We start from the raw sequence: 13,329 nt of genomic DNA, 5'->3' as shown, positions 1-13,329 counted from the left end.
CCATGGGTTGGCGTCCCCTGAAGGCGCTTATCGGTCGCGAGATGGCCAAATTATTTCGTCAACGGGGCCGCTTGCTATCGGCCATGGTCCGTCCCTTGATTTGGTTACTGGTCATTGGCTCCGGGATAGGAAGCATGCTAGGCGAGCAAGGGGATAGCGGCTATAGGGAATTCTTGGCCCCTGGCATCATTGCCATGACCCTGCTCTTTGGCTCTTTGATGGCTTCCCTTACCCTAGTTTACGACAAGGAGCTTGGGATCATGCGGATGCTGATGATCGCCCCTTTTCCCCACTACCAAATCATTATCGGCAAGTTAATCGCCGGGACCTTTGCTAGCCTGGCGCAGGGTGCATTGCTCATTGCCCTTTTGCTATTGCTGGGATATCTCAAGCTCAGTGCTGTGCTCTTGGCTCTCTTTGCTGCCATGGCCTTAACGGCGCTTGCCTGCGCCGCTCTGGGAGTACTCATTGCCGTCTTTGCCAAGGCCCTGGATAATTTCGCGGTCATCATGAACTTTGTCATTTTTCCGGTCTTTTTCCTGAGTGGCGCTCTCTATCCAGTGGACCCCCTCCCCCCTGGGCTACGGGCTATCGCCACCGCCAATCCCTTTAGCTATGGAGTCGATTTACTGAAACATGCCCTCCAAAGGAATGCCCCCCACCCCTTTGGACCCGACTTTACCCTGGCGACTGATCTGGCCGTACTGGTGACATTTACGCTGGCAGCGGTAGCCATTGCCTGCCTGCGGTTCTCCCTTGAAGTGGTGCACGCACCACTCATCCACCGCCTTACTAAACGTTCTTAGAGCAGCCTAAACTCTGCTAATTCCTCCAAATCAACTCACCGATAAGTTGCACGCCTTTGGTACCCCCTAAGCCCAGTGGCTAAGAGGAAGACCGTGGACCCAACAAAAACCAAAGGATAAACCCGAGTAATGGCAGCACCAGCACCAATACGATCCATGCTGCTTTTCCACCCGTAGAAGTACCACTCTGAAAAATATTCAAAATCGCCCAAACGTCCGCCACCAATAACAATAAGCCAAAAAAGCCCCCTACTTCAATATCCATTGCTTAATCCTGTGCTATAAAAGTTGCAATTGAAACTAACAAAGCTTTTGAAGTTGCCTGGCTGCCATGTTCTCAATGCCCTTTTTAGCCATCTTCTGTTGGAGGGCTCGGTTGAACCTCCAATTTCTTTTCCTTTTTTTCGCAACTGCTAAACTTTCTGAACAATGGCAATAGCTCAAAGGAAAGCAGCAAATGAGACTTAAAAAAAGTCACTTGGGCGGGCTACTGCTAAGTATTTCATTCCTAGCATACTCCGCACCAGGGCAATGGCAACAACTCTCCCCCATGCCCACCCATCGTTCAGAAATGTCGGCAACCTATCTTGACGGCAAAATCTATGTGCCCGGAGGGCTGGGAGGCCAGCGCCAGTTTGAAGCCTATAATGTCATTACCGACACCTGGAAGCAACTGGCGCCGCTGCCCGCACCTCGCCATCATCTCATGGTGACCGCTCATCAAGGGAAAATTTATATTTTTGGGGGCAGCGATCGGGATTGGTCTCCAACAGCAACCGCCTGGGCTTACGATTCCCACACCCATCAATGGCAAACCTTAACCCCCATGCCTGAACCCCGTTATGCCGGAGATGCGGTTTCGATGGGGAATTTTATCTACCTCGTAGGCGGCAAAGGCCCTAGCAATAAGCTACTCCGTTATGACCCGGAGCAAGATTCCTGGACCCATCTCAAGGGAATGCAGGAGCGCCGGGAACACACTCGTAGCGTTGTTTTTGAAGACAAGATCGTCGTTATTGCTGGGCGTTATCAGGGAGCCGGTGAACTGCGCTCGGTGGAAATCTATAATCCCGTAACCGATACTTGGCATGAGGGCCCTTCCTTGAATACAGCACGGGGCGGCCATGGAGCCACAGTTCATCAGGGAAAAATCATGGTCTTTGGCGGCGAGGTGATCATGACCGGACGGGATATCCTGGCCAGTTCAGAGAGCTTGGAAAATCTATCGGGAAAATGGCAACAAGGCCCTAGCTTGCCAGTAGCGCTGCACGGGATGCCCACTATCAGCACCGGTCCCCATTTGTATATTCTGGGTGGCTCGGAACGAGAAGCGGCCAGCATCAACCGAGGTCGTGTCTATCGCCTGATAAAAGCCCGTTAGCTTCAATCTTGCCCGCAAATTGTCTTTAAGGGACCATGCTATCCGTTTTTATCCTGCTCCAGCGCCTTAAGCCGCTGTTCCAATTCATGGACCTTCTTTCGTAACCCCGAAAGCCGGTTCACCTCCGCCAATGCTCGGCGGTTTTCAATCATCGGTTGGGCAGGACTACCAGTCACGACGGCCTTAGGCGGCACGTCTTTGGCCACCCCCGACTGGGCGGTTACAATAGCTCCATCGCCAACCTGAATATGACCTACAAGGCCCACTTGGCCCGCCAAGGTTACCCAGTTACCGATTTTAGTACTCCCGGAAATACCTACCTGACTGACGATAATGTTGTGCTCGCCAACCTCCACGTTGTGGCCAATTTGAACCAGATTATCAATTTTGGTACCCCGGCCGATGCTGGTGGCACCTAGCGCCCCCCGGTCAATGGCAGTATTGCATTGCACCTCTACATCATCGGCAATTTCTACCCGCCCCACTTGCGGCACCTTGAAATAGCCTTGCCGGGGATCAGGCGCAAACCCAAATCCATCGCCACCGATAATCACCCCGGAGTGCAGAATAACCCGATTACCAATGCTCACCCGCTCCAGCAAGGTCACCCGCGGGTAGAGCAAACAGTGTTCCCCCACGGTAGCCTTTGCGCCCACATAACAAAAGGGAAATAAGACGGTGTGAGCTTTGATGGTGGCGCCCTTTTCGATCACACAGTAGGCGCCAATGCTACACCCCTCTGCTATTTGCACCCCCTCCCCCACGATAGCCGTGGGATGCACACCGGGCGCCGGGCGATAGGGCCGATTGAACCATTTGTCTACGACCCTAGCGAAATCTCGATAGGGATTATCTGAAATGAGCAGGGGTCGCTCCGCAAACTGTTCCCGATCATCAGGTCCCACCACCAAAGCAGCTGCCTTTGATAACCGAGCTCGAGAGATATATTTACGGTTAGTATAAAAGCTCAAGTCATCTGCTTGCGCCTGATCTAATGGTGCAACCCCCCGGATAAGGGTTTCTCTATCGCCCTCAATGACACAACCCAAAAACCGGGCGATCTCCCAAAGACGAATTTCCATGCCCCCCCACTCGACTTAGTTTTTTTTTACGCTATAAGAATGAAGCAAGCGCTCCCTTCAAAAGGGCTTCACTACCACTAAAATCACTGCTCCAATTAAGATTAAAACCGGGAATTCATTGAACCAGCGATAATAAACATGGCTGTGGCGATTGCGCTCCTCCCGAAAGGCAACCAATAACCGGCCACAATAGAGATGATAGACAATCAAAACCAGAACCAGGGAAAGTTTGACATGGAGCCACCCTGCGCTCAACCAAGAGGGCATTAAATAAAGCAACCACACCCCGAACCCTACGGCTAAAATAGCGCTCGGGTGCATAATGCCACGATAAAGCTTGCGCTCCATGATTTTAAAACGCTCCCGTCCTGGCTTATCCTCACATTGAGCATGGTAGACAAATAATCGTGGCAAATAAAACAAGCCGGCAAACCATGTCACTACAAAGATAATATGAAAAGCCTTGACCCAAAGCATGCTATTGATCGCTCCAAGTTAAGATTAATTATTATTTATCCACCCCCAACGTTCTGGTAGATAGTCAAACTTTAGCATAGCTCCTTACCTATTTGGCGAAGTGAATGACTATCAGCACCAGATGGCCGAGAGGATAGGGAGAAAAAACGGGTTTGTAGAACACCACCGGCTCGCTTCTAAAACACCTCATATTTTATTCATAGGTACTGACTACCACTTAGGAGAAATCAGATGAGTATTGATCCCCATGCCTACAACATTAGCATCCGTCGCGATAACTTCGACGGAGAGGTGTTGTTTGAGGGGCGGGTGAAAGAGCTGCCGGATCTAGTAGAGTACGGCGAGAGCTACCAAGAAGCCTATGACTTGGTAGTGGACAGCATTGAGACGGCAGCCGCAGCCTTTGCGGAAAAGGGACGTGCCTTTCCCGCTGCCACAGTTCCAACGGATGATTTCAACTGAGGACAACTCACTCCCTAAGCGCCTCCAACACCTCGGCTAGGCGGCTCACCGGAACAATGGTGATATTCTCAACCGACCGTCTCGGGATATTTCCCTGGGGCAAGATGGCCTTTTTAAAGCCATGCTTAGCGGCAGCGGCCAAACGTTCTTCACCCCCAGGCACGGGACGGATTTCCCCGGTTAAACCCACTTCTCCGAACAACACCAACTCCTGGCCTAGAGGCCTATCTCGCAAGCTGGAGACAATAGCGGCCAGGACCGCCAGATCAGCGCCCGTTTCATGGACTCGTACTCCCCCCACCACATTGACAAATACGTCCTGGGCGCCCGGCATTACCGCCCCATGGCGATGAAGAATGGCCAGCAACATAGCTAAGCGATTGGGTTCCAAACCCACTGTGACCCGGCGGGGGTTGGCAAGATGACTGTCATCCACTAAGGCCTGGACTTCCACCAGCAAAGGACGACTACCTTCCCGGATGACTGTGACAGCACTACCGGGAACCGCTTCCTTCCCCCGGGAGAGAAAGATGGCTGAGGGATTGGTCACGCCCCGCAATCCCCGCTCGGTCATGGCGAAAACCCCCAGCTCGTTAGCCGCACCGAAGCGATTCTTTGCTGCCCGCAATACCCGCAGCCGCTCTCCCCCATCGCCTTCGAAGTAAAGCACTGTATCAACCATATGCTCTAACACCCGGGGCCCCGCCAAAGCCCCTTCTTTGGTCACATGGCCCACCAGGATTACCGCAGTCCCGCTTTGTTTAGCAAAACGCAGCAATTGTCCGGCGCTTTCCCGCACTTGAGTCACCGTTCCCGGCGCCGATTGCAACTGCTCTGTATATAAAGTCTGAATAGAGTCGACCACCATCACCTCGGGCCGCTCTTGCTGAACAACGGCCAGTACCCGCTCCACTAGGGTATCGGCTAGCAAACGCACTGGTGCGGTTCCCAATCCCAAGCGCTGGGCCCTGAGGCTGATTTGCGCTAAGGATTCCTCCCCGGTTAGATACAGCACCCGACCTTTCTGGATAGTCCCCAATTTTGCCAGGGCCTGTAATAACAAAGTAGATTTGCCAATTCCTGGATCTCCGCCAATGAGCACCACCGAACCGGCCACTAGCCCTCCGCCTAAGACCCGATCCAGCTCGGATAGGCCCGTTGACAGGCGCACCTCACCTTCGACTTGAACCTCCGCTAAGGGCTGCACCGTACTTAACGCACCGGCATAGTGGGCATATCGTCCCGTTCGTTTCGGTAGTTGAGCTCTTAGTTGCTCCTCCAGACTATTCCAGGCGCCGCAGCCGGGGCATTGGCCAGCCCAACGAATCGTCTCGGCGCCACATTGATCGCACTGATAAACGGTTTTGGACTTCCCCACCTCCTTACTCCCTAATTCGTGGCACCCGAGCGGTGACTTGGCACAGCAACTCATAGGGAATCGTGGCGGCATGGCAGGCGATCTCCTCCACTGGCAAACCGGGTCCCCAAACAATCACCGGATCACCAACTTTTGCCTCCGGCTGGCTGCGCAGATCAAGGGTCACCATATCCATAGACACTCGCCCCACCAGGGGTACGGGCCGACCATTTACCAGCAGCGGCGTTCCCGGCGCGGCATGACGGGGATAACCATCGCCATAGCCAATGGCTGCTACGCCAACAACCATCGCCTCGGGACAAACCCAGGTGGCGCCATAACCAATGCTATCGCCCGGATGCAGGTGATGGATGGCAATAAGACGGGTCTTCAGGGTCATAACCGGTTTGAGACCTACGGCAGCACCCGTACAATTGGCAAAAGGCGAGGCTCCATAAAGCATAAGGCCTGGGCGAACCCAATCAAAATGGGCTTGAGGACAGGCAATAACGGCTGCTGAATTGGCTATACTGCGCCACAGCCCTGGCACCGTTATTCTTTCAAAAGTCTCCAATTGGATAGCAGTGAGTGAATCCTCAGCTTGATCCGCATTGGCTAGGTGACTCATCAAGCCAACGACGGCAGCAACCGCTGGACAGCGGCGTAAGCTGGCAACCGCTTCAGCCACCCGTTCTGGTGGAAAACCTAGACGGTGCATGCCGGTATCTACTTTAAGCCAAACTGAAAGCGGTGCTTTCACCGGAACCTGCCACAGCAAATCCAATTGGGTGGTTTCGTGCACCACTAGGGTCAGGTTGTAGGCAGCGGCAACCTGTAATTCTTCTTTATCGGCGATGCCTTCTAGTAAAACAATAGTGCCTTGGTATCCTGCTTGGCGCAACACCAAGGCTTCCCCTAGCCGAGCCACGGCAAAAGCATGTGCTTCTGCCAGCACTTGGGCTACCCTTTTTAGCCCATGACCATAACCATCCGCTTTAACCACAGCCATAACTCGGCTATAGGGTGCCCGCTCCCGGACCCGTTGCAGATTATGGCGTAAGGCGCTAAGGTCAATAATAGCCTGAGGAAAATTCAAGGAAGCTGCACGACGAGGTGTATAGCTTACTAATCAATTTTATCTACATCGCCTAAGTGGTCCCACTCCCTGCACCGTAGACGTCCTGAACATAATTTTCGAAGCGGGTATACTGACCGCGGAAGGTGAGACGCACGGTTCCAATAGGACCATTGCGTTGCTTACCAATGATGATTTCAGCCGTTCCCCGATCCGGGCTATCCTCATTATAGACCTCATCGCGATAGATAAACACGATAAGATCGGCATCCTGCTCGATGGCACCAGATTCCCGCAGATCGGACATCACTGGCCGTTTGTTAGGCCGTTGTTCCAAGCTGCGGTTAAGCTGGGAGATAGCCAACACGGGGACATTGAGTTCCTTAGCCACAGCCTTGAGGTTACGTGAAATCTCGGAAATCTCAGTCGCCCGATTCTCTCGGTGGCCGGGTACCTGCATCAGCTGCAAGTAATCAATGAGGATCAGGCCCAGGCCATCTTGTTCCCGCATCAACCGTCGTGCGCGCGCCCGTAGCTCAGTAGGGGAAAGGGCCGGGGTATCATCGATAAAAAGCGGCGCCTCAGTCAGCAAACTGACCGCTGAGGTCAGACGCGGCCAGTCATCGTCTTCAAGACGACCCGTCCGTATCCGGTGCTGATCAATGTGCCCCAAAGAAGACATCATCCGCATGGCCAATTGTTCGCCGGGCATTTCCATGCTAAATACAGCCACAGGCACCCGATGTTTAATGGCCACATGTTCCGCAATATTCATGGCGAAGGTAGTCTTACCCATGGAGGGCCTGCCGGCGGCAATAATTAAATCCGCCGGCTGGAGACCAGAAGTTAGGGCATCAAAATCCGTAAAGCCCGAGGGAAGCCCAGTAATCGGACTATCCTGTTCGAATAGGTGGTCGATCCGATCCACCACCTTACCTAGTAGGTTCTTTATGTTGACAAAACCTTGCCGACCACGGGCACCTTGTTCGGCAATTTCGAATACCCGCTTCTCGGCTTCGTCAAGCAATTCCCCACTATTCCGTCCCCCCGGCTGATAGGCATTACCGGCAATATCAGTGCCCACCCGGATAAGCTGGCGCAAGACCGAACGTTCCCGGACAACCTCCCCATAGGCCTTAATGTTGGCCGCCGTCGGCGTATTGCGCGCTAAGCTCGTTAGATAAGCTAAGCCGCCCACTTCCTCCAATACTTGCTTGTCCTTTAGCCATTCGGACAGCGTCACCACATCACAGGGCCGTGAGCGTTCAATCAGCTCACCAATAGAGTGGAATAAAAGGCGGTGGTCCTGGCGATAGAAATCCTCCACGCTAAGAATATCAGCGATCTGATCCCAGGCCTGATTATCTAATAATAATCCCCCTAATACCGATTGCTCGGCCTCAATGGAATGGGGAGGAACCTTAAGTCCATCAACCAGTTCGTCTTTCTGCTCCTGGTAGGCGAGTCCCGGCATCCATCCTCTCCTGATGAGCTAATTGCCAGGGCCTATACCCGGCACAAGCACGCCTGTCTCAGCCCCGTACGCCGAGAAATGTTATTCCTCGCTCGTCACGACTACCTTGACAGAGGTTTCTACATTGGGGTGTAAATAAATCCCGACCTCGTATTCGCCAACCTGGCGCAAAGCCCCTTCAGGTAGTCGTACTTCCTTCTTCACCACATCCACCCCAGCTTTGGTCAAGGCTTCGGCAATATCCGCGGTCCCCACCGAGCCAAACAACTTGCCTTCGGTACCGGCCTTGGCTGCAATAGTGACGCTACCCAGGTCTGCCAACGCTTGCTTGCGCCTTTCCGCTACCGCAACCTTCTCCCCAGCGGCCTTTTCCAGTTCGGCCTTGCGGGATTCAAAATAGGCCTCGTTTTCCTTCGTTGCGGTCACCGCCTTCCCTTGAGGTATTAGGTAATTGCGGGCATAACCGGCTTTTACCGACACTTTGTCTCCAAGTCTGCCTAGATTTAGTACTTGTTCCAGTAATATTACTTCCACTTTCTATCCCCCACTCTCATCGCCGCCCAAAGCTAAGCCGTCACTTTGCATTGATAGCTCAGGATACAGGGTATACCCGTAACCACTGCTCCAATAAAGTTATTGAATATTAATGGCGATCACAATAAGGAAGTAACGCTAAGTAACGGGCCCGCTTGACCGCCCGGGACAACTGCCGCTGATATTTAGCTTTAGTACCCGTAATCCGGCTCGGTACAATTTTGCCAGTCTCAGTAATATATTCTTTGAGGGTAGCAAGATCTTTGTAATCAATCTCTTTGACGCCCTCAGCTGTAAAGCGGCAAAATTTTCTACGCCGAAAATAACGTGCCATAATTCACCTTCGAATGAGTTAATCTACCATAGAACTCGGCCAACAGCCGGACTGCTTTTACCTATTAAAAATACGGTAGCCCGCTGTTGGCAGCAACTATAAATTTAACCAGGTCCTATCACCATGCTAATATTCTAAAACAAGATAAGACCAGAAAGCTCCCGTTTTAATCTGATTCCTTTTCCTGTTCGCCTTTGTCTTCCGATTCACTTTCAGATGACTTATTTTCAGATTCATCCCTCTCTTCCCTATCCCTGGAGGGGCGGGAATTGTCATAACTGCGGCTACCGGATTCCTCTCCCTTGGCCAACGGCGAAGGCTCCGTAACGGCTTCCTCCCGCCGCATCACCACATCCCGTAGCACCGCATCATTAAACCGAAAAGCGCTTGTGAGCTCTTCAATCGCCTGGGGTGTACACTCCACATTCATCAAAACATAGTGGGCTTTATGGACCTTTTGAATGGGATAAGCAAGCTGACGTCGGCCCCAATCTTCCAAGCGATGGATACGCCCCCCATCGGTTTCAATGAGCTGACGATAGCGCTCTATCATAGCAGGGAGTTGCTCACTCTGATCCGGGTGAACTAAAAATACAACTTCATAGTGCCGCATTGATTATGACTCCTTACGGTCTGGGCAGCCGCTCCACTGAGGAACGACAAGGAGGTTTGTAAAAAGGTGCAAGATTATACGTCAGCTATCTGGGGATCACAAAATAGATCGTTAGCGGGGGTCCATCATTTAGGCTAGAGCAAAGCCACGCTGGCGCTGGACCTCAAAGAGGCATACTCCCGCGGCAACTGAGACATTGAGGCTACCGACTGACCCCTGCATGGGAATCTGAACCAGGCAATCGCAGTGCTCTGACGTTAACCGCCGCAGACCCCGATCCTCAGCGCCAAGTACCAAACCAAGAGGACCCTTAAGATCGGTTTCATAAAGACTTCCTCCCCCCTTCGCCACCGTCCCGACCAACCATAGTCCCTGTTCATGCAGCTTGCGCATTAGCCGGGCTAGGTTAGTTACTCGCACAAAAGGGACCCGCTCCGCTGCACCGCTAGCGACTTTGCGCACTGCAGCAGTCAAACCCACCGCCCGATCTTTAGGGGCAATCACCCCATGGACTCCCGCCGCCTCCGCTGTACGCAGGCAAGCCCCTAGATTATGGGGATCTTGAACCCCATCGAGGATCAATAACAAAGGAGGCGCGTTTAAATTGTCCAAAAGATCAAATAACCCCTCCTCTGTAAACGTCGGTTGCGCTGAGCAATAGGCCACGATTCCTTGGTGGCGAACCCCAGGAACTAGGTTATCCAGATCCTCCCGATCCACGGAATAGAAATCTAAGCCTTGTTCAAGAGCAAGTTCGACAATCTCCTGAATCGCCCGATCCTTCCGACTTTGGTCCACCCATAAGGAGATAATTTGAGTCGCGGGCTGTTCCAAGGCCGCGCGGACAGCATGCAATCCATAGCGCAATTCGCTGCTCTCACTGTCCTCGTGCCTGATTTTCCCCGAATTGAAGCTCTCAAATCTGCGCTTCTTACTCACAGCCGTTTACCTTAGCGTTTCCGAAAAATAGGAGACCAACATAGACCGACCAGGACCTTAACTTCTCAGCTTAACTATAGGGATTAACGGTTATAAAACAATGCATTGAATAATTGCCTGGCGGGTGAACTCTGGTCTGTCTCTGAGCCATTGAAATATTTGCGTTTATTGACGTTAATTCGCGGCCAAATGCTTTTTTCAGGAAAATTCCAAGGATTCAAACCCCTTAATTAATAAAGGGAAAGAGTAGAACCATCAGGGAGCACGCCAGCAGGCTGCTTGCGGTAACAATCAAAGCCGAAAAGGCGCTGATACTGGGGCCCTAAGAACCATAGCCGCCACCTCCAGCGGAGTTTCTTCCCAAGGACTAAGGGGGAAACTTGGCCAGGTGCTTTCCACGGACTCAAAATCTGATAATAAGCCACAGCGCTCTGCCGCCGGAGAATATGAATGGGATCAAAGCCGTACCATTCTAAGCGTTGCTCAATAAATGTTGCCCCCTGCTCCTGACAAAGTTCCCTTAGGGCCTGGTTCACTCCACGGGCCCGTGCCAACGCCTGCTCCCAGGCAAGGCTTTGACCTGGGAACAGCAATGTCCGAAAGGCATAGTATTGCCAAGGGGCTAACTGCTCAAGACGAGGCAAGGGTAAACCGGTAATCACCGTCCTGGCCCTGCATTCTGCCAACTGTTCCAGACACCACTGCACCCAGCGCATAAGTTTCTCAGGGAGTTGTCCATAAGCAATGTCATTACCCAGATCGGTCAGTAGGGCAAAAGTAGGCCCTGGAGCTTCCAGGACAAGGTCCTCCCAAAGACCACATTGGGTGATGCCCGGCAGACCACGGCCTCCCACCCGGCTATAAACTCCAAAGGATCGACCATGACCAGCAGCAACGAGAAACCGGCTGGGTCGACCACAAATGAGCTGAGCTGTAGCCACTATCCGAGGAAGTGAACGGCTAAGGTTGCTGGCACCGAGTAAGACAATTTGGTTGACGGGCCTAGATTGCTCCCACTTATTCATGGATTACAGTTAAATTTAAATACTGTCGCCATTATTGCACCAAACCGGACTAAAATAACTCACTTTCCACTTCAATCAGTCGATCTACCCCAGCCTGAATTTTTCACCACCAACCACCAAGACACAAAGGACACGAAGGTGAGGGAATCTCAGTCAGTTGGGAGAAATTTATTTTAATCTATTTAACTTTTTGATTTCTTTGGGCGCTTAGTGCCTTTGTGGTGATCTCATGAATTATCCAGGTTAGCGGGCGAACTCAGCGGCAAATCGCTGCCGATACTCAATGGCGCAGCATTGAACTGCTTATAATAGCCGTATAGAGTTGCAAGAAAATATCCCGCTTCCGCCACTGCTACCCTCACCGCCCTAATCCTCGTGGATGCCAAACCCATATTCAAAGGTAATCAGTTGGCAAATGGGAACGCCAATAAACATGCTAAAGATCCAAGATCATTCTTCTGCTGGGTTGCTGTTACTTTGTAGTTTGACCGAGGATACCCTAGATACATCACGAGTTGGAGTCTTTATCCTTAATGCTGAATTCCGGATAGTCTGGGTGAACCAGGCCATAGCCAGCTATTTTGGATTACCCAGAAAAACACTCCTGGGAGGGAATAAACGGCAGCTTATTCAGGAACAACTCAAGGGGTGCTTTGAACAACCAGAGGATTTCACCAAAACCGTACTCACAACCTATACTGATAGTAGCTACATTGAGCAGTTTGAGTGCCATATGCTGCCTAATGGCGAGCGCCAGGAACGCTGGCTTGAGCATTGGAGCCAACCGATTCGCAGTGGACTATATGTTGGGGGGCGCATCGAACACTATTATGATATCACTGAACGCAAACGGGTGGAGTTTGAATTCCGTACCCGGGCGTGCCAGCAAGCTGCCGTGGCGGAGATAGGGCGGCGGGCACTCAGAGGGGGCAATCTAGATGCGCTGCTCAATGAAACCCTTACCCTGCTGGCGCGAATTCTCGACGTAACCTACGGCCAAATATTGGAGTTATTACCCAACCGTAAGACCTTGTTGCTCCGTGTCAGTGTGGGCTTTAAGACCTATGATCAAGGACAGGCTACCGTCAATGCTGAACCCGATACCCTAGTCGGCTATACCCTGCTCTCCCAAGAGCCAGTTATGGTGGAAGACCTAGGCACAGAGCACCAGAGCACCGCTTTCGCCCCGAACCGCTGCTACTCGAGCACGGTCTCGTGAGTGGGGTAAGCCTGATCATCCCAGGACGGGAACGCCCTTTTGGCATCCTAGGGGTATATATCCCTCAACCGCGAAACTTCAGTCACGACCTCTGCTTTCTACAGACCATGGCCACCCTGCTGGCCACAGGGATCGAACGCCAACGTGCCGAGGAGCAGACCCAGTTGCAACAGGCAGAGTTAGCACACATGGCGCGCCTGGGTTTGGCCAGCGAGCTCACCGCCGGATTAGCCCATGAACTCAACCAACCCCTCACCGCCATTACCACCAATGCCCACACCTGCCTGCAACTATTGCGCTCGGGAATGGTCAATATAGAGAAATTTGGGGAAATCCTCGAAGAAGCCGCCCGCCTAGCCAATATTGAAGCCCGCCAATACGGCGTCCAGCTGCGGCTGGAATTGGCCGATTCTCTATCCCCCGTATGGGGCGATAACATTCGGCTTCAGCAAGTTATTTTGACCCTGGTCTGCAATGGCATTGAGGCAATGAGTGAAACCTCGGACAGGAAACGGGAACTGACCTATCCAAACCTCCCCCGCTGATGGCGG

Annotated in this window: 16 protein-coding genes; 5 read left to right on the top strand and 11 right to left on the bottom strand. The window is 52.4% G+C overall.

The annotated features are described in order from the left end of the window. Window positions 1-2 precede the first annotated feature (2 nt). Window positions 3-806, top strand: a complete 804-nt coding sequence (locus E3U44_RS06635) for an ABC transporter permease (RefSeq protein ID WP_134357324.1) — start codon at window positions 3-5, stop codon at window positions 804-806. Window positions 807-885: 79 nt separating this feature from the next. On the opposite strand, the gene E3U44_RS06630 is transcribed toward E3U44_RS06635, so the two are convergent. After that, window positions 886-1,071 carry a PLDc N-terminal domain-containing protein gene (locus E3U44_RS06630; RefSeq protein WP_134357323.1) on the bottom strand — a complete coding sequence of 62 codons (186 nt, stop codon included), beginning with the start codon at window positions 1,069-1,071 and terminating at the stop codon, window positions 886-888. A gap of 192 nt (window positions 1,072-1,263) precedes the next feature. Here E3U44_RS06630 and E3U44_RS06625 point away from each other — a divergent pair, with 192 nt between their 5' ends. Continuing rightward, window positions 1,264-2,187: a Kelch repeat-containing protein gene (locus E3U44_RS06625; RefSeq protein ID WP_134357321.1), complete on the top strand. Its 924-nt coding sequence runs from the start codon at window positions 1,264-1,266 to the stop codon at window positions 2,185-2,187. A gap of 38 nt (window positions 2,188-2,225) precedes the next feature. Here the strand turns inward: E3U44_RS06625 and lpxD are convergent, their stop codons facing one another. After that, window positions 2,226-3,269, bottom strand: coding sequence for a UDP-3-O-(3-hydroxymyristoyl)glucosamine N-acyltransferase (lpxD, locus tag E3U44_RS06620; RefSeq protein ID WP_134357320.1), 1,044 nt, complete (start codon window positions 3,267-3,269; stop codon window positions 2,226-2,228). Between the two features lie 57 nt (window positions 3,270-3,326). Next, window positions 3,327-3,746, bottom strand: coding sequence for a protoporphyrinogen oxidase HemJ (gene hemJ, locus E3U44_RS06615; RefSeq protein WP_134357319.1), 420 nt, complete (start codon window positions 3,744-3,746; stop codon window positions 3,327-3,329). A gap of 231 nt (window positions 3,747-3,977) precedes the next feature. Here hemJ and E3U44_RS06610 point away from each other — a divergent pair, with 231 nt between their 5' ends. After that, window positions 3,978-4,208 carry a hypothetical protein gene (locus tag E3U44_RS06610; RefSeq protein ID WP_206054913.1) on the top strand — a complete coding sequence of 77 codons (231 nt, stop codon included), beginning with the start codon at window positions 3,978-3,980 and terminating at the stop codon, window positions 4,206-4,208. Between the two features lie 7 nt (window positions 4,209-4,215). On the opposite strand, the gene radA is transcribed toward E3U44_RS06610, so the two are convergent. From radA to E3U44_RS06570, 8 genes are all read right to left on the bottom strand, one after another. After that, the gene (gene radA, locus E3U44_RS06605; RefSeq protein ID WP_134357317.1) at window positions 4,216-5,586 is read right to left on the bottom strand and encodes a DNA repair protein RadA; all 1,371 of its coding nucleotides are present in this window, start codon (window positions 5,584-5,586) and stop codon (window positions 4,216-4,218) included. Window positions 5,587-5,590: 4 nt separating this feature from the next. Further along, on the bottom strand, window positions 5,591-6,661 hold the full coding sequence (alr, locus tag E3U44_RS06600) for an alanine racemase (protein ID WP_134357315.1): 1,071 nt from the start codon (window positions 6,659-6,661) through the stop codon (window positions 5,591-5,593). A 52-nt stretch (window positions 6,662-6,713) separates the two neighbouring features. Beyond that, window positions 6,714-8,114, bottom strand: a complete 1,401-nt coding sequence (gene dnaB, locus E3U44_RS06595) for a replicative DNA helicase (protein ID WP_134357313.1) — start codon at window positions 8,112-8,114, stop codon at window positions 6,714-6,716. A gap of 81 nt (window positions 8,115-8,195) precedes the next feature. Then, window positions 8,196-8,648: a 50S ribosomal protein L9 gene (gene rplI, locus E3U44_RS06590; protein ID WP_134357312.1), complete on the bottom strand. Its 453-nt coding sequence runs from the start codon at window positions 8,646-8,648 to the stop codon at window positions 8,196-8,198. A 109-nt stretch (window positions 8,649-8,757) separates the two neighbouring features. Further along, window positions 8,758-8,982, bottom strand: coding sequence for a 30S ribosomal protein S18 (rpsR, locus tag E3U44_RS06585; protein ID WP_013034401.1), 225 nt, complete (start codon window positions 8,980-8,982; stop codon window positions 8,758-8,760). 166 nt (window positions 8,983-9,148) lie between these two features. Beyond that, on the bottom strand, window positions 9,149-9,595 hold the full coding sequence (gene rpsF, locus E3U44_RS06580; RefSeq protein WP_134357310.1) for a 30S ribosomal protein S6: 447 nt from the start codon (window positions 9,593-9,595) through the stop codon (window positions 9,149-9,151). Window positions 9,596-9,724: 129 nt separating this feature from the next. Next, on the bottom strand, window positions 9,725-10,492 hold the full coding sequence (gene rlmB / locus E3U44_RS06575) for a 23S rRNA (guanosine(2251)-2'-O)-methyltransferase RlmB (RefSeq protein WP_134359692.1): 768 nt from the start codon (window positions 10,490-10,492) through the stop codon (window positions 9,725-9,727). A 272-nt stretch (window positions 10,493-10,764) separates the two neighbouring features. Beyond that, the gene (locus E3U44_RS06570) at window positions 10,765-11,559 is read right to left on the bottom strand and encodes an SGNH/GDSL hydrolase family protein (protein WP_134357308.1); all 795 of its coding nucleotides are present in this window, start codon (window positions 11,557-11,559) and stop codon (window positions 10,765-10,767) included. A 433-nt stretch (window positions 11,560-11,992) separates the two neighbouring features. Between E3U44_RS06570 and E3U44_RS06565 the strand changes: the two genes are divergently transcribed. Both E3U44_RS06565 and E3U44_RS06560 read left to right on the top strand, forming a co-directional pair. Next, window positions 11,993-12,778: a PAS domain-containing protein gene (locus E3U44_RS06565; protein WP_206054912.1), complete on the top strand. Its 786-nt coding sequence runs from the start codon at window positions 11,993-11,995 to the stop codon at window positions 12,776-12,778. Then, window positions 12,775-13,323: a histidine kinase dimerization/phospho-acceptor domain-containing protein gene (locus E3U44_RS06560; RefSeq protein WP_134357305.1), complete on the top strand. Its 549-nt coding sequence runs from the start codon at window positions 12,775-12,777 to the stop codon at window positions 13,321-13,323. Before E3U44_RS06565 ends, E3U44_RS06560 begins: the two co-directional genes overlap by 4 nt. The last annotated feature ends 6 nt before the right edge of the window (window positions 13,324-13,329 follow it).

This window comes from Nitrosococcus wardiae (assembly GCF_004421105.1).
In the GTDB taxonomy this organism is placed as follows: Bacteria; Pseudomonadota; Gammaproteobacteria; order Nitrosococcales; family Nitrosococcaceae; genus Nitrosococcus; species Nitrosococcus wardiae.
The sequence above is the reverse complement of the archived record's forward strand: the minus strand, read 5'-3'. Positions and strand labels throughout refer to the sequence as shown.

What these genes read in the sequence shown, in the direction of transcription:
- E3U44_RS06635 (WP_134357324.1), top strand. Translation starts at nt 3, where the DNA reads ATGGGTTGGCGTCCCCTGAAGGCGCTTATCGGTCGCGAGATGGCCAAA.
- E3U44_RS06630 (WP_134357323.1), bottom strand. Translation starts at nt 1,071, where the DNA reads ATGGATATTGAAGTAGGGGGCTTTTTTGGCTTATTGTTATTGGTGGCG.
- E3U44_RS06625 (WP_134357321.1), top strand. Translation starts at nt 1,264, where the DNA reads ATGAGACTTAAAAAAAGTCACTTGGGCGGGCTACTGCTAAGTATTTCA.
- lpxD (WP_134357320.1), bottom strand. Translation starts at nt 3,269, where the DNA reads ATGGAAATTCGTCTTTGGGAGATCGCCCGGTTTTTGGGTTGTGTCATT.
- hemJ (WP_134357319.1), bottom strand. Translation starts at nt 3,746, where the DNA reads ATGCTTTGGGTCAAGGCTTTTCATATTATCTTTGTAGTGACATGGTTT.
- E3U44_RS06610 (WP_206054913.1), top strand. Translation starts at nt 3,978, where the DNA reads ATGAGTATTGATCCCCATGCCTACAACATTAGCATCCGTCGCGATAAC.
- dnaB (WP_134357313.1), bottom strand. Translation starts at nt 8,114, where the DNA reads ATGCCGGGACTCGCCTACCAGGAGCAGAAAGACGAACTGGTTGATGGA.
- rpsR (WP_013034401.1), bottom strand. Translation starts at nt 8,982, where the DNA reads ATGGCACGTTATTTTCGGCGTAGAAAATTTTGCCGCTTTACAGCTGAG.
- rpsF (WP_134357310.1), bottom strand. Translation starts at nt 9,595, where the DNA reads ATGCGGCACTATGAAGTTGTATTTTTAGTTCACCCGGATCAGAGTGAG.
- E3U44_RS06570 (WP_134357308.1), bottom strand. Translation starts at nt 11,559, where the DNA reads ATGAATAAGTGGGAGCAATCTAGGCCCGTCAACCAAATTGTCTTACTC.
- E3U44_RS06565 (WP_206054912.1), top strand. Translation starts at nt 11,993, where the DNA reads ATGCTAAAGATCCAAGATCATTCTTCTGCTGGGTTGCTGTTACTTTGT.